This window comes from Flavobacterium lipolyticum (genome assembly GCF_020905335.1).
GTDB classification, from domain to species: domain Bacteria; phylum Bacteroidota; class Bacteroidia; order Flavobacteriales; family Flavobacteriaceae; genus Flavobacterium; species Flavobacterium lipolyticum.
Map to the genome: position 1 here is coordinate 274,735 of NZ_JAJJMN010000003.1, position 23,912 is coordinate 298,646.

At 36.3% G+C, this 23,912-nt stretch carries 10 protein-coding genes; all 10 read left to right on the forward strand.

Translation table 11 applies throughout. From position 1 onward, the window contains the following. The first annotated feature begins 43 nt into the window (after nt 1–43). Entirely contained in the window at nt 44–4,486 is a 4,443-nt protein-coding gene (locus LNQ34_RS23205) for a non-ribosomal peptide synthetase (RefSeq protein ID WP_230001501.1), read from the forward strand. Between the two features lie 187 nt (nt 4,487–4,673). Then, nucleotides 4,674–5,567 (forward strand): helix-turn-helix domain-containing protein, encoded by an 894-nt coding sequence (locus LNQ34_RS23210; protein WP_202702301.1) that lies wholly within the window; start codon nt 4,674–4,676, stop codon nt 5,565–5,567. A gap of 107 nt (nt 5,568–5,674) precedes the next feature. Continuing rightward, nucleotides 5,675–6,592: a DUF6268 family outer membrane beta-barrel protein gene (locus LNQ34_RS23215; protein WP_230001502.1), complete on the forward strand. Its 918-nt coding sequence runs from the start codon at nt 5,675–5,677 to the stop codon at nt 6,590–6,592. A gap of 45 nt (nt 6,593–6,637) precedes the next feature. After that, a complete protein-coding gene (locus tag LNQ34_RS23220) occupies nt 6,638–7,051 on the forward strand; it encodes a DUF2141 domain-containing protein (protein WP_202702303.1) in 414 nt (137 codons plus the stop codon). Nucleotides 7,052–7,137: 86 nt separating this feature from the next. Then, nucleotides 7,138–7,872: an ABC transporter ATP-binding protein gene (locus LNQ34_RS23225; RefSeq protein WP_202702304.1), complete on the forward strand. Its 735-nt coding sequence runs from the start codon at nt 7,138–7,140 to the stop codon at nt 7,870–7,872. A gap of 3 nt (nt 7,873–7,875) precedes the next feature. Further along, entirely contained in the window at nt 7,876–8,811 is a 936-nt protein-coding gene (locus LNQ34_RS23230) for an HlyD family secretion protein (RefSeq protein ID WP_230001503.1), read from the forward strand. Nucleotides 8,812–8,917: 106 nt separating this feature from the next. Then, a complete protein-coding gene (locus tag LNQ34_RS23235) occupies nt 8,918–10,057 on the forward strand; it encodes an ABC transporter permease (protein ID WP_230001504.1) in 1,140 nt (379 codons plus the stop codon). Nucleotides 10,058–10,069: 12 nt separating this feature from the next. Further along, a complete protein-coding gene (locus LNQ34_RS23240; RefSeq protein ID WP_230001505.1) occupies nt 10,070–11,413 on the forward strand; it encodes a TolC family protein in 1,344 nt (447 codons plus the stop codon). A 153-nt stretch (nt 11,414–11,566) separates the two neighbouring features. Then, a complete protein-coding gene (locus LNQ34_RS23245) occupies nt 11,567–12,229 on the forward strand; it encodes a hypothetical protein (protein WP_230001506.1) in 663 nt (220 codons plus the stop codon). A 601-nt stretch (nt 12,230–12,830) separates the two neighbouring features. Beyond that, nucleotides 12,831–23,912, forward strand: an 11,082-nt coding sequence (locus LNQ34_RS23250; protein WP_230001508.1) for a non-ribosomal peptide synthetase, incomplete at its 3' end; no start/stop codon positions are given.

Sequence of the window (23,912 nt, forward strand, 5' to 3'; positions counted from 1 at the left end):
AAGTAACTGATAATGTTATGGAACTACTATAAAAAGAATATTCATGAAACTGACATTGCCCCAACAAGATATTTACTTCGAACAATTATTATTTCCTAATGAGCCTGTCTACAATATTGGGGCTAAAATCGAAATTAAAGGTCAAGTAAACATAGAAATATTCAAAAGAGCCTATGTTGCATTGATTGATCAGCACGATGCCTATAGAAGTGTTATTGTAAAAAAGGAAGAAAATGTTGGTATTCAAATACTAGCAGACCATCAATCGGAGTTGGGGCTTATTGATTTTTCAGACTTTGAAAATCCAACTGAGGAAGCAAATCTCTATATGCAAAAGGAATTTATGAAACCTTTTGATTTAGTAAAAGGAAGCCTTTTGCATATTTTTACTTTAGTGAAAGTTCAGGACGATTTTTACTATTTATTCTCGGTGTATCATCATATTATAACTGATGGCTGGGGAACTTCATTAATGTTTCAAAGATTGGTTCAGAACTACAATGAGATTTCTGAATCTGGCGCAATTATTTCCGATTATCCGTTTAGTTACAAAGACTTTGAAGAAGATGATTTCGAATATCAAAATTCAGAATCATTGAAGCAAGATTTAGAATACTGGTCTCAAAAATTCAAACCATTACCAGAGAATTTATTCGATAAGTTGGATGACCGTGTACAAATAAACAAAAGCAGCCGTAAAGAACTGGTTATTACAAGAGAGGTTTACAACCAATTAAATGAACTAGCCACAAGCTCTAAATGTTCTACTTTTGCTTTAATTTTAGGAATTTTATATACCTATTTTGGCAGAAAACACGAAAACAACGATTTTGCTATTGGCTTACCCGTTTTAAACAGAAGTAAAGCTGCCTATAAAAAAACGGTCGGGCTTTTTATGGGAATTTCTCCTCTGAGAATGTCATTGGATTTTGAAGCGACTTTTCAGGATTTAATAATTGATATCAAAAATCAGTTAAAACAAGATTATCGTCACCAGCGGCTGCCCTTAGGAAAGTTAATTCAGGAATTGCAGTTGTACAACCAAAAAGAGCGATTGTTTAACATCACACTTTCTTACGAAAAACAAAATTACTCCGCTCATTTTAAAAACACACAAACCAAAGTAATTCCATTAAGTCATCAATCAGAAAGAGTAGCTCTGGCTTTATACATAAGAGAATTTGACGAATCAGAAGAGGTGAAAATTGATTTTGACTATAATTTGAATTATTTTGATGAGGTAAGCATCACACAAGTGGTCAATCATTTTGAAAAGTTGGTTCATGCTGTTTTAAATAATTCAGATAAAAAGCTAAAAGAGTTAACCTATTTAACCAAAGAAGAAAAGCAACAAGTAATATTTGATTTTAACCGTACAAAAGTTGGGTATCCAAAAGATAAAACGATACTGGATTTATTTCAGGAACAAGTTAAAAGAGTACCTGAAAAAATTGCGGTAAAAGGGGAGACAAAATCATATTCTTATAGCGAACTGGATAAACTATCCAGCCAGATAGCAGCGTACATTATTTCAAAATTTTGTCCGGAAGATAAAGCGCCAATTGCTGTTTTGTTAGGGCGTTCTGCTAATATGATTGCTGTTTTGTTAGGTATTTTAAAAACGGGCAGATCTTATATTCCATTAGATCCTGCTTTTCCAAAAGACCGTTTAAACTATATTGTGGCCCATAGTCAAACCAGCATCATTATTAACGAAAATAATGATGAAATTGAGGGGATAGAACAGGTAAAGACCATAGCATTAGAACATATTCTTGATGAAATTGGGGAACTGCAAGCAACAGCCTTTCAAAACGTATCCCCACAAGATGCAGCCTACATTATATACACATCAGGATCAACAGGGAATCCAAAAGGAGTTGAAATTGGGCATCGGTCATTGCTTAATTTCTTAACCAGTATGCAGCAGCTACCCGGAATAAATGAAAATGACATTTTATTTTCGGTAACAACGTATTCTTTTGATATTTCTATATTAGAATTTTTCGCACCCTTAATTTCAGGAGCGACTTTATTTATTGCTGACCAGAATTTGTTATCCGATCCTAATTTAATCATTAAAAAATTAGAAGAACTCAAACCCACTATCCTTCAGGCCACACCAAGTTTTTATCAAATGTTATTCAATGCTAACTGGCAGGGCAATAAACAATTAAAAGTATTATGTGGCGGCGATTTGTTAAGCGAATCATTAGCCCAAAAACTAATCAGCCATAGTTCCGCAGTATGGAATATGTACGGACCAACCGAAACGACTATTTGGTCTAGTGTAAAAAAAATAGAGCGCCCCTCGCAAGCCTCCACTATTGGTAAACCCATCAACAATACGCAATTCTATATTTTGGATGCATTTTTAGATCCAAAACCGATAGGAATTCCGGGAGCCCTTTATATTGCTGGCGATGGATTGGCACTGGGATATTATAAAAACAAGGAATTAACCAAAGAAAAATTCATCCAAAATCCTTTTGATACGAATACTTTGTGCTACGAAACGGGAGATGTTGGAAAATGGAATTACAATGGAGAAATAGAATTTTTAGGGCGAAATGACAATCAGGTAAAAATTAGAGGTTATCGAATAGAATTGGGCGATATCGAGTCGCAATTAAATCAAATAGCTGCAATTAAAGATACTGTTGTCATTGCTAAAAAAGGAGCACAACAAGAAGCTTTTTTAATAGCTTATGTTTTGAAAAATCAAGAGTTCATCGATACAATTGAAATTACGAATCAATTGAAAAAGACACTTCCGTATTATATGATTCCGAATGCAATTATTCCACTGGAAGAATTTCCGCTTACGCCCAATCAAAAAGTAGATAGAAAATCGTTGTCACAAAGAGAGATTCAGTATAATACAAACGAAGATCATTTTAAAGAACCTGTTTCCGATTTAGAAATAAAACTATCACACTATTGGGCAACAGTATTAAATACAAAAGAAGCCATAAGTGTAACGGATAACTTTTTTGCACTTGGAGGTCATTCTTTGAATGCGGTAAAATTGATTGGATTAATTTCCCGAAACCTTTATGTAGAGATTACTTTAAAAACGATTTTTGATTTTCCTACCATAAAAGCACTGGCTGTTTATTTACAAGAATTAAAGCCAACCCAATCGAATGCCATACCTTTAGCTGAAATCAAAGATTTATATCATTTGACTCCTGCTCAATATACCATTTGGCTGGCTTCTCAACAAACAAAGAATTCGATTGCTTATAATATGTCTGCCGGCTATACTATTGAGGGAATTATAGATACAGCTAAAGTGAACCGGTCCATCAATCAAATCATTGAAAAGTATGAAATTCTAAGAACCAACTTTATCGAAATTGATGGAATTCCGTATCAAAAAATCAATGCTCCGGAAAAAAACAGGTTTGAAATTGTTGTACATCAATTAAAAAATGATTCCATCGAAGAAGTGATCGATCGATTATGTAATACTGAATTTGATTTAGAAAAAGACATGTTGATAAGAGCTCAATTGCTACCCTTAGAAACGAATCAACATTTACTCCTTTTTTCGACACATCACATTATGATGGATGGTTTGTCACTGGAAATTTTTATCAAAGAATTTATCCAAAACTATAATCAAAGTACTCAAAATCGAACACAAGAGAACAGTCTACAACTTCAATTTAAAGATTATTCGGAGTGGTTTAATAAAACAATAAAAGAAAATCAATCTAAAAATGAGTTGTTTTGGAAAAATTATCTTCAAAACTATACACCTAAAAATTCATTTGACAGGGATTTTAGTATTCAGAATAATAAACAAAATGGACGTAAATTATCATTTGAGCTTACAGAAGAAGTTACGCTTCTTTTAAAACAATTTGCTGCCGAAAAGCAAATGACTTTCTATACCCTTTTAGTGGCTTCACTCAATGTTTTAATTTATAAACTATCCAGGCATTCGGATATATGTATTGGTACCGTAAATTCAGGAAGAAATAGCTATGAGTTAAACAATCAAATCGGAATGTTTGTGAAAACTCTGGTGTTAAGAACTCAAATAAAAGCAGAACAAACTTTTACAGATGTATGGGAGAAGGTTAATCATAACCTATTGGAAATAAACAATTATCAGGATCTGCCATTTGACAAAATAGCGTCGGATATTTTTGATCTGATGTTAGTCTATCAAAACCCCGAATTTAATTTTGAAAACAGCATTGAATTAGATGAGTTGAAATTAACATCTTATGCAATCGAAAGCAAATTCAGTAGAATTCCTATCGTGTTTAACTTGTTTGAAAGTAAACATCAGTTAAAAGGAACTATCGATTACAATTCTGATTTGTTTGAGGAAGATACCATACAAATGATTGTATCAGAATTTGGTAAAATGCTAAATGATATTGTTGTTAATCCTTTAATTAAGATGGTAGAAATAGACAACAAATTAGAGCAGGAAATCAATACGACATTAGATTTTGATTTTAATTTTTAATGATTTTATTTGTTTTTTATCATAGAATGCGCAGCGCCTGTGAGGTAGACTTTGTAGAGTGTAACAAAATTGAAGGCAACTCCAGTCTTATCTAGTATTTGTGAATAGGATAATTTTAATTGGTTATATTCTACAGATGTAATCGAACCATTTCTTATGTTTGTAGCTCAATCTCTAAGTTTTAAGTATGAGTAAGAGTATTAAAATTATTTCATCAGAAGAATTTCCAAAGCAATTTATGTCTGATGCTTCTCTCGACTTTGATTTCTTAAAATCTCCCTTACAGATATATGATTTAAATACTACAACCGAGTATATCCAGATTCCGACCCCGCTTTTTAGACCTGATTATAATTTTATGGTTCATGTTACCAGAGGTTATGCCAAACAGCAAGTCGACAAGGAAGTGATATCCATAAATGAAAATGATGTTTTGTTTGTAAAACAGGGACATATTACCGCAATGAAAGAAATTGATCAGATGATAACGGGACATTTTATTTTGTTTGAGGAGCGTGTCCTGAATCATATTTTATCGAAACAGGAGCTAATACAGATTTTTGCCGCCAATTCGGTTCTTAAATTGCCTAAAGAGACCAGTATATGGCTTAATTCTTTGTTTGGTTTATTAAGCCAGGAATTTCGCAATGAAAATTCCAATATTGAAATTTGTTATTCGCTCATGCAGGCGGCTTTCCAGAAAATTCTTTTTTCAAATAAAGAACGGAATAAAACAATACATCGCAACAATGAGATCACTTTTTCTTTTAAAGAGCTGGTCTATAAACACCATACAGAGAATAAGTCAGTAACCTTTTATGCCGATAAATTAAAAATTTCTGTAAATTATCTCAATAGATGCATCAAGCAAACCACCGGAATAGCTCCGAAAGAGTGGATAAACAATGTTAGTATTCTACAAAGCCAGATACTTTTGCAAGATTTGACTAAAGATATTTCAGAAATTGCTTTTGCCTTGAATTACGAAGATCCTTCTTATTTTGGACGCCTTTTCAAAAAAATAACAGGTACGACTCCTTCTCAGTACCGAAATTCATTAAAGCAAGATTTGTCCGAGTAACGGCAAACTAAATCCTAGTAACAATTATTGTTTTAACTGCAACTTTGCCCTAAGAAAATCTTAGAGGGCTGATACAGCTTGTGTGTTTAAATTTAATAAATGTTATTTTGAAAAAAGTACTGTCATTCGTTTTAGTAACCTTGTTTTTTTGTTTTCCAAATAAGTTTTATGCTCAATTAATTACAGATGGTGCCGGGATGAGCATTACTGTACACGGGAGAACTAACTTTAAGAATTTGTCAACTGTAGATCTGTACTATGGGAATAAATTCAAATACAATACTTACGATTTTTGGTTGCCAATACCACCTTTTAAAATTGGAAAAACACGTATTCTTGGAACGGTCAACTACCGTGTTTTAGACTTCACATTTGACCGGGATATTGAAATTAGTCCGAATTACATCACGAAGATAAACGAAATTAAACCCACCATTGTTGTGCGGCATCCTATAGGAAAAAGATGGGCCGCTTTTGGAGTCTTGATACCTACAATTGCTTCTGACTTTAAAAATTCGTTTTCGATGAATGATATGGTTTTCGATGGCATTTTTGGAGTTTCGAGAAAGTTTGGAGAAAAGTCCAATCTGGAAATCGGAATTGGCCCTCATGTTATGTATGCTTTTGGCAAGTTTTTAATAACACCTGCCGTATCTCTGGATTATAAGAGCAATAATGGTAAGTGGCTTGCTCAAATATACTGGCCAAGGGTAAATGTTTTTAGAAATCTCGGCAGTAGTACCCAAGTTGGTCTGGCCGGCTCGATTGACTGGACACTTCACAATTTACAAAACTACAAGAATGATCAGGGAGAAGAGATCGATTATGCTCAGTTTTCGGCCATCCATGGCGGTTTGCAAATTAATCAACGTCTTTTTGATGGCTTTTGGTTACAACTCCAGGGAGGTTTAGGATTTGCCAACAAATACACACTTTTTAATTCTAATAATGACACCATTAGCAATTACAAAGCAAAAGAAACGCCTTATGTAAAAATGATGCTCAGTTATCGTTTTGGGAAGTAGGTACACAAACAGAATCATATTAAAAATTATAAAATTAAAGACAAAATGAAAAAATCTATTTTAAGCATTCTTCTATTGGGAGTATCTTATTTTACTAATGCACAGCAGGTAAAAACGAATGTTGATGTACACAATGTTCAAAAAGGTAAAGGAGCTGTTGTACTAAATGTATATGATAAAAAAGAAAATTTTCTCAAGCGAGCCTGCTTTACCAAAGTTCAAAAAGTGAATCAGGAAACGATGAAGTTTCAAATTGATTTGCCAAGAGGGACTTACGCAATTACGGTTTATCAGGATTTGGATAATAATGGAAAACTAAACAGTAACTGGCTGGGGATGCCTAAAGAGCCTGTAGGGAACAGTACGAATTTTATACCGGATGGCGGGGCACCAACATTTCAGGATTGTTCTGTTTATATCTTAAATAATGACGCTACTATTAAAATAAATCTTTACTAAGGATTTTTGAAATTTTAGTTTAAAAGAGTCTGTCTTTTATCAAATGACTGGCATTACCAGGCAAACTTAAATCATGACATAAAATTATGGAAGAGATAAATTCTGAAAAAAAAGTTATTGCAGAGTTAAAGGGGGCTTGCAAGGAGTATCAAACCGGTGATACATTGATTACGGCTCTGGAAGCAACAACTATTCAGTTTAGAACCCGGGAGCTCACCTTAATAATTGGTCCTTCGGGTTCAGGGAAAACTACACTATTATCGCTGTTAGGCTGTGTTATTTATCCAACAAAAGGAGATGTTTTTATTGATGGTCAACACGTAAATGCGCTTTCGGCTAAGGAATTATCGGCTTTGAGATTGAATAAAATAGGTTTCGTATTTCAAAGTTTTAATCTTTTAGCACCACTTAATTCTTTAGAAAATGTAATGATGCCGTTGCAGCTTATGAAGGTAAGTGAACCCGTGGCAAAGAAAAAAGCAGAAAAAGCTCTTGAATTAGTGGGGATGAAAGACAGAATGAAAAATTTACCCAAAATGCTAAGTGGGGGCCAGCAACAAAGAGTTTCGATTGCACGGGCATTGGTAACCAATCCGCCAATTGTGCTTTGTGATGAACCAACGGCTGCATTAGATGTAAAAAGTGTTGGTTTAGTAATGGAGGAACTAAAAGAACTTGCTCAAAATGGAAAAAGTGTAATTGTGGTTACACATGATATGCGGCTTAAGAAGTTTGCAGACAGAATTATTTATGTAGATAGTGGAATTGCGACTGAAAATGAGAATACCACATTTATAAAGAATCAATTAATCAAATTATAAAGAATGAAATATATTTTAATTTCTATAACGGCTCTTCTTTTTTTTAGCTGTGATAAAAAAGAAGAAGTAAAACAGGGACAGACCGGTTTTACTAAAGAAGCTCTTTCATCGGATATTGTAGGAATCGGACGCGTTGAACCGGAGGAGAAATTGTCTTTATTGGCAACAGAAGTGGGTGGTGTTGTTCTGGCTATCCATAAAAAGGAAAATGATACAATTGGGAAAAATGATTTAATTATCGAATTGGATCATTCCGTTCAGGATGCTAAAATCGCCCGGATAAAAAGTCGAATTCAAACACAAAGAGTTGAGGTTAGCATAGCACAATTGAATTTAAAAGAGCAGAAAATAAATGTTGCAAACAAACAAATTGAATTAGAACGACTGAGAAACTTACAAGAAAAAGGCGCGGAAACAAAACAGAATGTGGATAATCTTGAAACAGAAACTAAAATTTTTCAAACAAATCTGGAACAATTGAAAAGCAAGGTTTTGGTTGAAAACTCCAGACTTCAGGAAATTAAACAAGAGCTGGAAGTGTCAAACAGGGAGATGCAACAATATTTGATAAAAGCACCGGGCGATGGACAAATTATGACAATGTACGCAACGAAAGGAGCGGCATTGTCACCCAATCAGTCTTTTGCAGATTTTATTCCGAAAAGTAATTTGGTTGCTACCTGTGAAATTGATGAGCTGTTTGCAGACAAAGTTAAAAAAGGTCAGAAAGCCATTATTCGTCAAATAGGTTCCAATACAACTATTGGATCTGGTAGGGTTATTTTCGCGTCTTTGGCACTTAAACGCAAATCTATTTTTTCTGAAAAAGCAGAAGATCAGGAAGACAGAAGAGTACGGGAAATAAAAATCCTGTTGAACAACCCAACGAAATATTTAATTAATTCCCGGATTGAATGTGTTATTCAAGTATCGAAATAAGTAAGCATCAAAAACAAGCCTGATAGGGAATAAGTTCATAGAGAATGGAAATGCCAATATAGAGGAATGAATCCCATCTATAAAGGAAAACAAATAATAACTAAGTATGAAATTTGGTATTAAAACAGCGTGGAAGTTTATTCGTTTCGATAAAACAAAAAGCATTGGAGTAGTGGTTGGAATAGTAATAAGTACTTTTCTCATTGGACAACAAATTGGGACATTTAATTTTTTGACAGGACTAATGAGTGTGCTGGTAAAAAACACAACAGCTGATATTTGGGTTGTTGATAATAAAACGACAGATGCCAATCAGCTTAGTTTGATAGATACCAGAAAAGAAAAGGAAATCAAGAGTTTGGCTGGAGTGAAAGAGGCATTTCCAATGGTTGTAACAAATGGAAAGGCAAAATTTCCTAACGGAACCAGTGCTGTTGTAAATATTATTGGGAGTGAATTTCCTTATTTTAAAGCAGGTCCGGATAGTGCAAAGGTTGTACAAGGAGAACTTTCAGATTTAGTACAGGAGGCAGCTGTGTCTGCAGATTATTTTGACCGAAGTAATTTTGGAGGTTCATCAAATGTTGGAACCAGTTTTGAAATCAATGGGAAAAGAGCAGTAATTACTTTACAAACAAAAGGGATAAGAGGTTGGGGTGGTTATTTAATGTACACTACGATTGACAGAGCAAGATTTTACAGTAATATTCCCTCTACTGCTATGAGTGCTTTATTGGTAAAAGTAAAAAAAGGGAAAGATGTAGATCAGGTTGTCGATCAGATCAATAATTCTATTTATGGAGTAAGAGCATGGCGGACATCATCTTTGAGTTCAGCAACCATAAATAGTGTTTTGGCTTCTACAGGTTTAGGTGCCAGTACAGGATCTTTAGTAGGATTTGCCATTATTGCCGGTTTTTTTATTATTGGATTAACGATGTATTCATCAGCACTTGACAGAATTAAGGATTATGGAACTCTAAAAGCAATTGGTGCAACGGATTCCTATATTAGGAAATTAATACTTACGCAAGCTGCTTTGTTTGCTATTGTTGGATTTATGATTGCTTTTATTTTCTTATTGGGGTTTAAGAACGGAATGTATCAATCGGGAATAGTAATAGATTTTAGTCCCGGAATACTTTTCATAATTCTGACCGTTACCTTCTCTATTTCGCTTTTCGGAGCTGTGTTTGCCATTAGAAGAATAAAAAATGTAGAACCTGCCTCTGTATTTAGAGGTTAAAAAGTTGTTAGAATGAAAAATAATGTATGGTATATCTGTCTTATAAGCTGTCTTCTGTTGTCAGGATTTTTTAAAATGAATGCACAAAGTACGGTCTGGACCTTAGATAAAGCCATTGAAGCAGCACAAAAGAATAGAAAAATAGTAGCTTCACTGGAAAAAGAGTATAAAATCAACCAATTAAGAACAAAAGAATTAAATGCAAAATATTTGCCCAGAGTAGCGTTGAATTATAATTATCAGTACAATCCGATTATTGCTACAAGTGTTTTGCCGGCTGAAGCATTTAATTCCCATCAAGCCTCAGAGGGTATGGTTCCGGTAAAATTAGGAGCTAATTATTCTCAAAGCGCAGGTGTTTTATTACAGCAACCTTTGGTGGATATGGCCATTTCAAAATTAATAGCCGAATCGAAACTACAGGAGAAACTAGCTGCTTTAAATGAAAAAGAGGCAAAGTTGGAACTTACTTATGAGGTCTCAAAAGTATATTTAAATATAGTAGTTGCAGAAGAGCAAGAAAAAGAAGCGGTTGGCGATACTGCACGTACAGCACTGAGTCTGGAAACTATTAATCAAAAATACAAGTACAAAAGAGTTTTAAAAACAGACGTAAACGATGCTAAAGTGACGCACAATAATGCGGTTCAAAAATACCGCAATGCGGTGAATAATGTATTGGTTTTGAAACAGTATTTCTTATACGTTATCGGAAGTGAATCTTTGATTGCTTCTGCTGTGAAATTAGAAAAATACAGCCTAGAGGAAGGTATTGGTAATCTGGATGATAATCTAATTGAAGCATTGCCTCAAATTGAAATTTTGAAAACGCAAAATGAAGTATTAGAGAATAAGAAAAAGCTGGAAAGAACTAAATATAGCCCCTTGATTACTATTAATGGTTACTTAGGAGCCGATCAATTTACAGAAAACCTAAATCCTTTTCAGCAAAATAGTTGGTATGGAAATAGTTATGTTGGTGTCTCACTAAAGTTGCCTTTTTCTTTTGGAGAAAATACGGCAAAAAGAATTGATCAGTTAAAATTTCAGCAAAACCAAAATAAGGACAGAATTACTGAGGATATTAATAAAAGTAAATACAATGCTTTAAATGCCGTTACTGTTTACGCTAATGTCCTGGAACAACTAAAAACAGTGAGTGAAAACAGTAAACTAACTTCTGAGATTGTAATGATTTACCAGGACCGATATAAATTTGATCAAATATCCTTTAATGAACTAAATGATAAAGAGATCAAATTGCAAAATCTGGAGTTATTTCAGAATCAGCTTAAAAAACAATTGATAGTATCATGGCTTGATTGGAAAAAAGCGGCAGGAAAATTAGTCTGGTAAGTTTGAAGAGCATTAATTCATTATTTTTTTAGGATAGTGTTCATTACAAATTCTTTCATTTCGATTATTATTGAACGGCATTTAATACCTTTATAGGAAAAGTAGTTTGAAATTTTGCATAATAATGTACGTTAATAACCAAGGGGCATGCTAATGGGATTTAGTATAAAAGAGATAGAGACAGTTTTGATTTTAGTATTTGTTGTCATTGCACTTGTTTTTTTATATTATTATCAAAATAAAAAGAGGAAAAGCCACGTAGAAGAGATTATGGATCAAATTGAGCAGATGTCCGATACTGAATATGAAGAATCTGTGAGACAGGTACAAGTCCGACTTCAAAAAACTAAACTAAAAAATCTAGTAACAGGAGAGGCTTTTGTTTATTTCGGGAAGGGAAATTTTATTAGATTGGGCGATCATACAAAAAATGTAAAATATTTGAAATTTTGCGAAAATGCCGATTATATGGAGGAATTCCGTACAGACCTTGGATATTCACTTGAAGGCAGATATAATAAAGATTATTATATCATATATTTCGATGAAAAACCCTATGTATCACTGCCGTTATTGCAAACTTTATATCTTTTTGATGAATCTAAGTGGCGAAAAGTATTGTACCCAATAGAATTTATCGATGGATTTGGGTATGATTTTTTAGGATTTCTGCAGCTTTCATTATCAAAGAGATATCCGGACAATAGTTGGCTGGAAGATAACAGTTCGGATTTTTGTAATAGATTTTACTTTAAAGATTTGACAGTTGAAGTAATTTTAAGCGTGCCCACCAGTTTTGATGATGCCTTTATGTAATAAAAAGCCTTTAAGCAATAAGTAAGTGAAATAAAATTAATCTTAATTGCTGTACGATAAATTTAGGACGAGACAATTAAAAATTATGAGACAATATATAGTTGTTTTTTTTTTGAAATGAAGTTTCGACTAATCATATATTGGAGAGAAAAGTGTTAGATGTTCCATAAATTTCACTTTTTTAGAATTCGGTTTTGTACTTACGCACCGGAAAAATGGAAAAAACTTGTACGATATAACTAGTAAGTAAGAGTCGTAATTTTATGTTTTAATAGGAGTAGAAAAGTCGGTTGGCCGGCTGTATGGTGTTCTGTTTTTTGCGCATCTATTATTTTAAAAAATTCAGAACAATTTGGATATCAGTTGGTAAGAAAAGTTCAGGGCGGTTCTAACTCATCTCTTCGCTAAACACCGATTACTTGATCCTTATGTGCGTTGATTTGAGAGGCAAACTTCTTAAGTTTTTGGCTGAATCCGCAACATGATTTCCTAATGGTGGCGGACAAATTTCGCAGTTCTTTTTTTAAGTTAATTTTTGTTAATTGTGTTTTTTTTTTGTTTATTTGGTTAATGCATAAATCTAAAAAAAAACAATACCACAATGCATAAATTAAAAATAAACCAACAAGAAATTTATTTTGATCAATTGCTGGATTCTGAGAGTCCTCATTATAATATAGGAACCTATATTGTAATCAAAGGCGACTTAAACATAGCATTGTTTAAGGAAGCAGTTAGAAGTTCCAAAAATGTATTTGATGTTTTTAAATATAAGAATTTTTCGAATCATGCCCCATTTGTTAATTTACAGGAAGAGGATTTAAGTATCCAAATTACGGAAGTAGATTTTTCAAGCGAAGTTTGGTCGGAAGAATTAGTTAAAAAATGGCTTCAGGAAAGGATCAATACACCGTTCGATATTTATGCCGGAAGTTTATACGATTTTGTATTAATAAAAATCAGCCATGATAAGTATTGGTTCTCTATAGGTTGTCATCATTTATTTTCAGATGGATATGGAGTACCATACGTATTTTTGTCCTATATCTTTGATAAGTATCATGCTTTAAGAACAGGAGAAAAAAAAGAGTTCTGTTACCCATCCTATCTTGAACAAGTTGAAAAGTCTACGGACTATTTGGATTCGAAGAGTTATGAGTCTGATAAAGAATATTGGAGACGGAAATTTACGCAGTCTCAGGAATCTATTCTTCAAAAGAGAGTAAAGACTACTTCATTTAAAACTGATTCAGTTCAATTCTTTTTCAGTACAGAAGAGCAGCAGAAATTAAGAACATTTTGTGCAAATCAGGAAATTGGTTTGCAAGATTTTTTAATCGCTGTTTTGGCGGTGTATTATAATAAAGTGTACAGCCAAGAGTTTTTTGATTTTAGTATACCCATTCACAATAGAACCAGTCATGGGGAGCGAATAACTTTGGGGCTATTTTCAAAACTCATCCCTTGTCGCTTAAAATTGGAAAACTGCAGTCTTAAAGAATTGTTTGCTGATATTAAGACAAACCAACGTCAGGACTATCGTCATAAACAATTTCCGGTGAGTCATTTTAATACTATGCTTCTCTCTGAAAGTAGTAATTTATCTAAACCGTTTGATATCAGTGTAAATTATCGGTATTTTAAACTGAATACCGATGAATCAGAACTTGATTTAAAAGGTTTTAAAAATGATGCTACATATTCTAAAACTCCAATAGAATTTAGTATTTGTGACTTTGCGGAAAAAGGGGAGGAAGATTTGTTTTTAGAAATTATCTTTCGTGAAGATTATTTTACCAATACTGAAGTACGAGTATTAGGCGAGAGCTTATTGAAAATTATTGATCAGTTTTATATTTTTGGTAGTGATGATATAGACAGTATTCATGTTTTAGGTGAGAATGAAAAACACAAACTGCTTTTCACTTTTAATGATACAACAGTAGCCTATCCGAAGGATAAGACGATTGTAGATTTAATTGAAGAACAGGTTGCAAAGACACCGGATAACATCGCCATAGTCTTTGAGGATACAGAACTGACTTACAAGGAGCTTAATGAGCGATCCAATCAGTTGGCGCATTACCTAATAGAAAATTACAACATTCAGCCCGATGATCTGATAGGGATACAATTGGAGCGAAGCGAGTGGATGATTGTGTCGATATTGGGTGTTTTAAAATCGGGAGGAGCTTATGTTCCTATTGATCCGCAATACCCACAGGAAAGAATAGACTATATTAAAGAAGATACTCAGTGTAAGGTTTGCCTGGATGAGCAAGAGTTAAGCAGGTTCAAAGAAAACCAGGAGCGTTATGCTAAAGACGCAGAGACTCGCAGGTCGCAACCGGAGAACCTGATTTATGTGATCTACACCTCAGGTTCGACAGGGAATCCAAAAGGAGTAATGCTCGAACATAGCGGTCTGGTAAACAGAATGCTTTGGATGAAACGTGACCTAGAAGTGAAAGAGGCAGATGTGTTTTTACAGAAAACACCTGTAACGTTTGACGTTTCGGTTTGGGAGTTATTCCTCCCATTGGTTTGTGGCAGTAAGCTTGTTTTTGCAAAACCGGAAGGGCATAAAGACCCGGTCTACTTAGAGGAGCTATTAGAATCACAAAAAATAAGTATTATTCACTTTGTTCCTTCGATGTTGAGTGCGGCGTTGGACACTATAAAGTGGGATAAACTGGAATGTTTGCAGCATGTAATATGCAGTGGAGAAGCTTTATCAAAAAGAATAGAATCATCCTTTAAAGCAAAGGCTCCTTTTTCGAGCTTGCATAATTATTATGGACCAACGGAGGCTTCGATAGATGTCACTGCAATAAACTTAAGCCAACACCCAACTGTGGGTCATGAAGTTTTGATAGGCAAGCCTGTTGATAATACACAGATTTACATTGTAAATGAAAAGAATTCGCTTCAGCCGGTTGGGGTTTTAGGCGAGATTCTGATTGGAGGAGATCAGGTAGCACGAGGTTATTTAAATAAGGAAGCGCTAAGCCAGGAGAAGTTTATAACAAATCCTTTTAGAGCAGGAGAGCGTCTGTACAAAACAGGCGATTTGGGTCGTTGGCTACCCGATGGCAACATTGAGTTCATAGGGAGAAAAGACGATCAGGTAAAAATAAGAGGACACAGGATAGAACTTGGAGAGATAGAGCATGCTTTAGTAAAACATGAAGCTGTAACTCAGGCGGTTGTTGTAGCCAGAGAGAACGAGTCAGCAGAGAAAGAACTTGTAGCGTATATCGTTTCTAATGTCGAGCAAAACACAAGTGATTTAAGAGTTTATTTAAAACAGTCGTTGCCGGAATATATGCTTCCGGCGTACTTTGTTCAACTTGAAGCCATCCCATTAACGGCCAATGGTAAAATAGACAGAAAAGCATTACCGAATCCTGATGGTGCGGGACTATCGAGTGGTGTTGCCTATGTAGCGCCACGAAATGAGCTGGAAGAGAAACTGGTAAAAATTTGGGAAGAAGTACTGAAAAGAGAAAACATTGGGATCAATGATGACTTTTTTGCATTGGGAGGCCATAGCTTAAAAGCAGTTCGTCTGAGCAATGAGTATCAAAAGGAGTTAGGGGTAAAGCTTACTTTAAGAGAGGTATTTGTTCATACCAGTATAGCTTCGCAGGCAGAACTGATAGCCTCTTCAAAAAGAGAGGAGTTTGTTCCAATAGAAAAGTCAATTCTTCAAGCAAGTTATCCCATATCTAATGCTCAAAGAAGAGTATGGGTTTTGAGTCAGTTTGAAGGAGGCTCGACAGCTTATAATATGCCTGGAAGTCTTTATCTTAAAGAAGGCATTGAAATTGAAAACTTCAAGCGGGCTATTGAGACTACAATTGATCGTCATGAGATCTTACGAACCGTTTTCAGGGAAGACGAGTCGGGAGAGATCAGGCAATGGGTGCTGGAAAAGGGAGATTTAAACTTTTCAATCGACTATCAGGATTTTAGAAAAGAAGCTGATAAGCAAGAAAAAGCAGCAGCCTATATCGAAGCCGATTCTTACCGCGTATTTGATCTGGCGAAGGGGCCTTTACTCAGAGCGGCCTTACTTCAGGTAGAGGAAGGGGAATATTGGTTCTACTTCAACATACACCATATTATTAGTGATGGCTGGTCAATGGAAGTATTAACCAAAGATATATTCAAATACTATGAAGCCTACAGGGCAGGAAAAGAGCCTGATTTAAAGGAATTAAGAATCCAGTACAAGGATTATTCAGCCTGGCAGCTGGCTCAATTGGAACAGGAGTCATTTAAGGCACATAGAGAATATTGGCTGGACAATCTCTCAGGAGAATTGCCATTACTGGATTTGCCGGGAGTTAAACAACGACCTCAAGTTAAAAGCTTTAACGGTCATGGTTTAGCCACTTATCTGGACAAAGCAACAACAGCTAAGCTAAAGGGATATGTGCAGGAGAATGGCGGCAGTCTTTTCATGGGCTTACTGGCCTCATGGAATGTGTTAATGTACCGTTATACCGCTCAGCAGGATATCATCATAGGAACTCTCGTAGCAGGTAGAGATCATGCTGATCTAGAAGACCAGATCGGTTTTTATGTAAACACGTTGGCTTTAAAAAATGAGATTAATCCTCAGGAAAGCTTTGATCATTTTTACCAGTCTGTAAAAGAGCATACTTTAAAGAGCTATAACCATCAAATGTACCCCTTTGATCAATTGGTAGAAGGGTTAGGACTTCAGCGAGATACGGGCAGAAGTCCAATCTTTGATATCTCGATTACCTATCATAATATTACGGAAAATGAAGACTTGAGGATATTGGATGATACGCTTATAAACCAGGTGTCGGATAATGGACTTTTGAAGGTTAAGAATGATATAGAGCTGCATTTTGGAGAGGTTGGAGATTATATTTATTTCAATTTAATTTACAATGTGGATGTTTATGAGCGTGAGATGATAGAGCGCTTAATGGAACATTTCAAACATCTTTTAAATTCGATATTATCTTGTGCTGAGGAGAAAATTTCGAAAATAGATTATGTATTAGTAGAAGAGAAACATAAGCTGCTGTTTACATTTAATGATACAGTGGTTTCCTATCCAAAAGATAAAACGATTGTCGATTTGTTTGAAGAACAAGTTGCAAAGACCCCGGACAATATAGCTGTGGTATTTGAGGATATAGAGTTTACCTACAAAGAGCTTAGTGAGCGATCTAATCAGCTGGCTCATTATCTAAGAATTCATTACAACATTCAGTCGGATGATTTGATAGTCATACAATTGGAGAGAAGTGAGTGGATGATCGTTTCGATATTGGGTATATTAAAGGCAGGAGGAGCTTATGTTCCTATCGATTCGGAATACCCTCAGGAAAGAATAGACTATATTAAAGAGGATACCCACTATAAGGTTTGCCTGGATGAGCAAGAATTAAGCAAATTCAAAGAAAGCCGAAAGAGTTATTCTAAGGCATTAATGATGACTACCACTAAAGAAAATCATCTTGCTTATGTGATCTACACCTCAGGTTCTACGGGTAATCCCAAAGGAGTGATGGTAGAACATGCATCGCTGGCAAATTATCTAACGTGGGGTCAATCAGAATATTCAAATGCTTCATTGCCTTTAAATTTTGGGCTTTTTACGTCTATGTCCTTTGATTTAACAGTGACAAGTATCTACTTGCCTTTGATAAGTGGAGGAGTACTAACCATTTTCAGCAATACGTCAGATGTTTCAAGTATAATAAAAGAATACTTTGAGAGCGAAATAAGTTGTATAAAATTAACCCCTGCACATATCAGTTTGCTTGGGCAATTTGAGTTAAACAGTAGCAAAGTTCAATTAGCAATAGTTGGTGGTGAGAAACTTGAAGACAGTCATGTCCAGATACTAAGATCCTTAAATCCTTCAATTAGTATCTATAACGAATACGGTCCGACCGAATCGACGGTTGGATGTACGATAAAGGAAATAGGATTTGAAAAGGAATCTATTTTAATAGGATGTCCTATTGCAAACACGCAGATTTATATTTTAAACGAAAAAGAAGAATTACAAGCTATAGGAGTAGTCGGAGAGATTTGTATAGGCGGTAATGGTTTAGCCCGAGGTTATTTAAATCAGGAAGGGTTAACTAGAGAGAAGTTTATCATAAATCCTTTTAGAGCAGGAGAGCGTCTGTACAAAACAGGCGATTTGGGTCGTTGGCTACCCGATGGCAACATCGAGTTCATAGGTCGAAAAGACGATCAGGTAAAAATAAGAGGACACAGGATAGAACTTGGAGAGATAGAGTATGCTTTAGTAAAACATGAAGCTGTAAGTCAGGTAGTAGTTTTAGCCAGAGAGAACGAGTCAGCAGAGAAAGAACTTGTAGCGTATATTGTTTCTAATGTCGAGCAGAACGCAAGTGATTTACGAGCTTATTTAAAACAGTCGCTGCCGGAGTATATGCTCCCAACGCATTTTGTTCAACTTGAGGCCATCCCATTAACGGCCAATGGTAAAATAGACAAAAAAGCATTACCGAATCCCGAGGCTATGGGACTATCGAGTGGTGTTGAATATGTAGCGCCGGTAACAGAACAGGAAAAGGTTTTAGTTTCGGTATGGTCAGCTGTATTGAAAAAAGAAGGGATCGGTATCAAGGATAGTTTTTACAATCTTGGTGGAGATTCTATTAAATCTATTCGGGTAGCCGCCAGATTAAAACAACAGGGGTACAGACTTAAAGTAGAGCATCTGTTAAGCACACCGGTACTGGGAGAGCTGGCAGGGTTAATGGAGTTGACCACTCAGGATAGCAATCAAAGTGAAGTGAGCGGTGCTGTTGTGCTGACTCCAATCCAGGAATGGTTTTTCAAATCAGAGGAGATAAAAGCACATGAGTACTTCAATCAATCTGTTTTACTGTATAGTAAGGAGGAGTTGGATAGTAGTATACTGGAGAAGAGCATAGAGGATTTGACGAGGCATCACGATGCCCTTCGTATGGTTTATAAACAGAATCAGGGAGTATGGGAGCAGTTTAATGGAGCTGTGAGCTCCAATCGCTGCATGATTCACTTCTATGACTTAAGAGAATCAGAAAATGCTCAGGCTGAGATGGCACAACTAGGCGAAGCCCTGCAATCAAGTATCAACTTGTCTGAAGGTCCATTGTTGAGGGTAGCACATTTCAGGCTAAAAGACGGAGACCGTTTGGGTCTGATTGTTCATCACCTGGTGGTGGATGGCGTTTCCTGGCGTATACTTTTAGAAGATTTATCGAGCCTGTATTCCGGTTATAAGAAAGGTGCAAAAACAGCCTTACCGGCAAAGACCGATTCTTTCCAGCGATGGGCTTTGCTTCAAAAGGAATATGCATCAGGCAGCAAACTTGAAAAGGAGCGTGTTTACTGGCAGCAGGTTTGTGATCATCAGATTGCAGGCTTGGCGCAGGATAAAGTGGTAGAAGAAGGTCGTGCAGCTGTAATTGATTCTTCGGAATCTTTCGCTCTGGATCAGCATACCACTGGGCTTTTGCAAACCCGTGTTCACGGAGTTTATAACACAGAGATAAACGATGTGTTACTGACAGGTCTTGGTTTAGCGCTGAAAGAAGTTTTGTCAGCAGCTAGAAGTGTCTTACAGATGGAGGGTCATGGAAGAGAGGAGATCATCGATGGAGTAGATATCAGCAGAACGGTTGGCTGGTTTACAACGGTTTATCCGTTTGTACTGGATGTATCGGGTTCTGGTAATGAAGTAGCACATTTAGTGGCAGTAAAAGAAGCTTTACGCCGTTTGCCTAATAAAGGAATTGGTTATGGTATTCTGACCCACTTAAGCCAGGAAAGACTTGAGAGTACACTTGTACCGGAGATTACCTTTAATTATTTGGGTGATTTTGGTGTAAATGTATCCAATGAGGAAGATTCCTTGTTTGAATATGCCTCAGAGCATATGGGATCAGATACTTCTAAAGAGAATAAAAAGGAAACAATCCTTGATGTATCGGGGATGCTGGTAAAGGGGGAACTGGGTATATCGATCCGTTATTCAGGTTTGAGGTATGATGCGGCAACGATTAAAAACCTGGCGGGATCTTACAAGAAACACCTGAAGTTTTTAATAGAGGAATTGGCTAAAAGCAAAGAGCAGTATCTGACCCCATCGGATTTAACTTTCCAAGGATTGAGCGGGGCAGAGCTCTTAGAGCTTAACGCAGATAATACACTTGAGGATGTCTATGAGTTATCCCCTCTTCAGGAAGGTATCTACTACCACTGGCTGGCAGAAGATTCCAGCTCACTTTTTTTTGAGCAAGTTTCATGCAAGGTACGGGCCAAAGTATTGGATATAGAAAAGTTAAAAGGAGCTTATGATGATTTAACAGCCAGACATGCTGTTTTACGCAGTAGTTTCCGTAGTGAATATGCAGGGAGATCTTTGCAAATTGTAAGGAAAGAGGTCCCGAGTAATTTTACTTATCAGAAGCTTGATGACGAGGTACAGCTAGAGCTGATCAAGCAACAGGACAGGGAAAGAGGTTTTGATTTGGGCAGTGGTTCTCAGATGCGTCTGCAGGTTGTTGATCTGTCGCAAGGGGAGTATGAGTTTATCTGGAGCCATCATCATATCCTGATGGACGGTTGGTGTGTAAGTGTGCTTATCAATGACTTTAATGAACTGTTGAGTGCCGCAATAAAAGGCAGTACAGCTGATTTGTCACCGGTAATACCTTATTCCAATTATATCAATTGGTTGAAAACCATAGACAGAGAACATTCACTTGGTTACTGGGAGGGTAATCTTAAAGGTTATGCAGCACCGGTAGAGATTCCTTTTAAGACAAGAGCTGTTGGGACTACTTATATCAGATCCAATGAACGTCTTGAAATAGGGGGAGCTATGTTTAAGCAAGTAGACACGCTTTGCACCGCTTTAGGTATTACTCACAACACTTTTATACAAGGTGTATGGGGCTATCTATTGTCACGTTACAACAACACGAGTGATGTGGTGTTTGGGGCTGTGGTATCAGGTCGTCCGGCCGATTTAGCGGGTGTTGAAGATATGATCGGACTGTTTAGTAATACCATTCCGGTCAGAGTACAGTATGATGTTGATACTACGGCTGCTGACCTGTTAAAAATGCTGCAAGAGCAATCGATACAAGGTACATCACATCATTATATGAACCTGTCGGAGGTTCAGTCACAGAGTGAACCGGGCATGGATCTGATCAATCATATTATAATATTTGAGAACTATGCAGTAAAGGAACTGGAAAACGAAGGGGTATTCAATAGCCAGAAAGAAGAAGCACTTTCGATAGAAGCAATGGAAGTCATGGACCAAAGTAACTATGATTTTAATATTATAGTTGTTCCATCCGCTTTTTCGTTAGAGTTAAATATCAGATACAATAGCAATCGTTATGATACAGCATCGCTGAGACAGCTGGTAAACCATATTGATACGGTAATCAAGGCGTTTGTACAAAACGCGGATCAGTCTTTAACAGCATTGGATTATGTATCGGAAGAAGAGAAAGATAAACAGTTGTTCACCTTTAATGATACAGCAGTAGCATATCCGAAGGACAAGACGATTGTAGACTTGTTTGAAGAACAGGTTGCAAAGACACCGGATAACATCGCCATAGTCTTTGAGAATACAAAACTGACCTACAGGGAGCTTAATGAGCGATCCAATCAGTTGGCGCATTACCTAATGGATAATTACAACATTCAGCCGGATGATTTGATAGGGATACAATTGGAGCGAAGTGAGTGGATGATTGTGGCGATACTGGGGGTATTAAAATCTGGAGGAGCTTATGTTCCTATCGATCCGGAGTACCCATCTTCCAGAAAGGAATATATTGTAAAAGACAGTGCTATAGCATTGCTGATAACCGAGGCAGGCTTCATCTTTGATATTGATTATTATGAAGGAGAAGTTTTTGCCATTGATGTAGAGTTTGATTCAGAGAATTATAGTTCAGAAACAGTATCGAAACGAGATGCATTGGATCATCTTGCCTATGTGATCTACACCTCAGGTTCTACGGGTAATCCCAAAGGAGTGATGGTAGAACACGCATCGCTGGCAAATTATCTAACGTGGGGTCAATCAGAATATTCAAATGCTTCATTGCCTTTAAATTTTGGGCTTTTTACGTCTATGTCCTTTGATTTAACAGTGACAAGTATCTACTTGCCTTTGATAAGTGGAGGAGTACTAACCATTTTCAGCAATACGTCAGATGTTTCAAGTATAATAAAAGAATACTTTGAGAGCGAAATAAGTTGTATAAAATTAACTCCTGCCCATATCAGTTTGCTTGGGCAATTTGAGTTAAACAGTAGCAAAGTTCAATTAGCAATAGTTGGAGGTGAGAAACTTGAAGACAGTCATGTCCAGATACTAAGATCCTTAAATCCTTCAATTAGTATTTATAACGAATACGGTCCGACCGAATCGACGGTTGGATGTACGATAAAGGAAATAGGATTTGAAAAGGAATCTATTTTAATAGGATGTCCTATTGCAAACACGCAGATTTATATTTTAAACGAAAAAGAAGAATTACAAGCTATAGGAGTAGTCGGAGAGATTTGTATAGGCGGTAATGGTTTAGCGCGAGGTTATTTAAATCAGGAAAGATTAAGCCAGGAGAAGTTCATAACAAATCCTTTTAAAGCAGGAGAACGTCTGTACAAAACAGGCGATTTGGGTCGTTGGCTACCCGATGGTAACATTGAGTTCATAGGCCGAAAAGACGATCAGGTTAAAATAAGAGGACACAGGATAGAGCTTGGAGAGATAGAACATGCTTTAGTAAAACATGAAGCTGTAAGCCAGGCAGTTGTTTTAGTCAGAGAGAACGAGTCAGCAGAGAAAGAACTTGTAGCGTATATTGTTTCTAATATTGAGCAAAATACTAGTGATTTAAAAGCTTATTTAAAACAGTCGTTGCCGGAGTATATGCTTCCGACGCATTTTGTTCAACTCGAAGCCATCCCATTAACGGCCAATGGTAAAATAGACAAAAAAGCATTACCGAATCCTGAAGGTGCGGGACTATCGAGTGGTGTTGAATATGTAGCGCCACGAAATGAGCTGGAAGCGAGACTGGTAAAGATTTGGGAAGAAGTACTGAAAAGAGAAAATATTGGGATCAATGATGACTTTTTTGCATTGGGAGGCCATAGCTTAAAAGCAGTTCGTCTGAGCAATGAGTATCAAAAGGAGTTAGCGGTAAAACTGACTTTAAAAGAGTTGTTCGCCCATACCAGTGTAGCTTTGCAGGCAGAACTGATAGTTTCTTCAAAAAGAGAGGAGTTTGTTCCAATAGAAAAGTCAATTGATCAGGCAGGTTATCCGATCTCTGATGGACAAAGAAGGTTATGGGCCTTAAGTCAGTTTGAAGGAGGTTCGTCCGCGTATAACATACCGGGAAGCACTTACCTGAAAGGAATCATTGAAATTGAAAACATCAGGCAGGCTATTGAGGCTACAATTGATCGCCATGAGATCTTACGAACCGTTTTCAGGGAAGAGGAATCAGGAGAGATCAGGCAATGGATACTTGAAAGGGAAGATTTAGGATTTACGATCGATTATCAGGACTTTAGAGAAGAAGCTGACAAGCAAGAAAAAGCAGAAGCCTATATCGCAGCCGATTCTTACCGC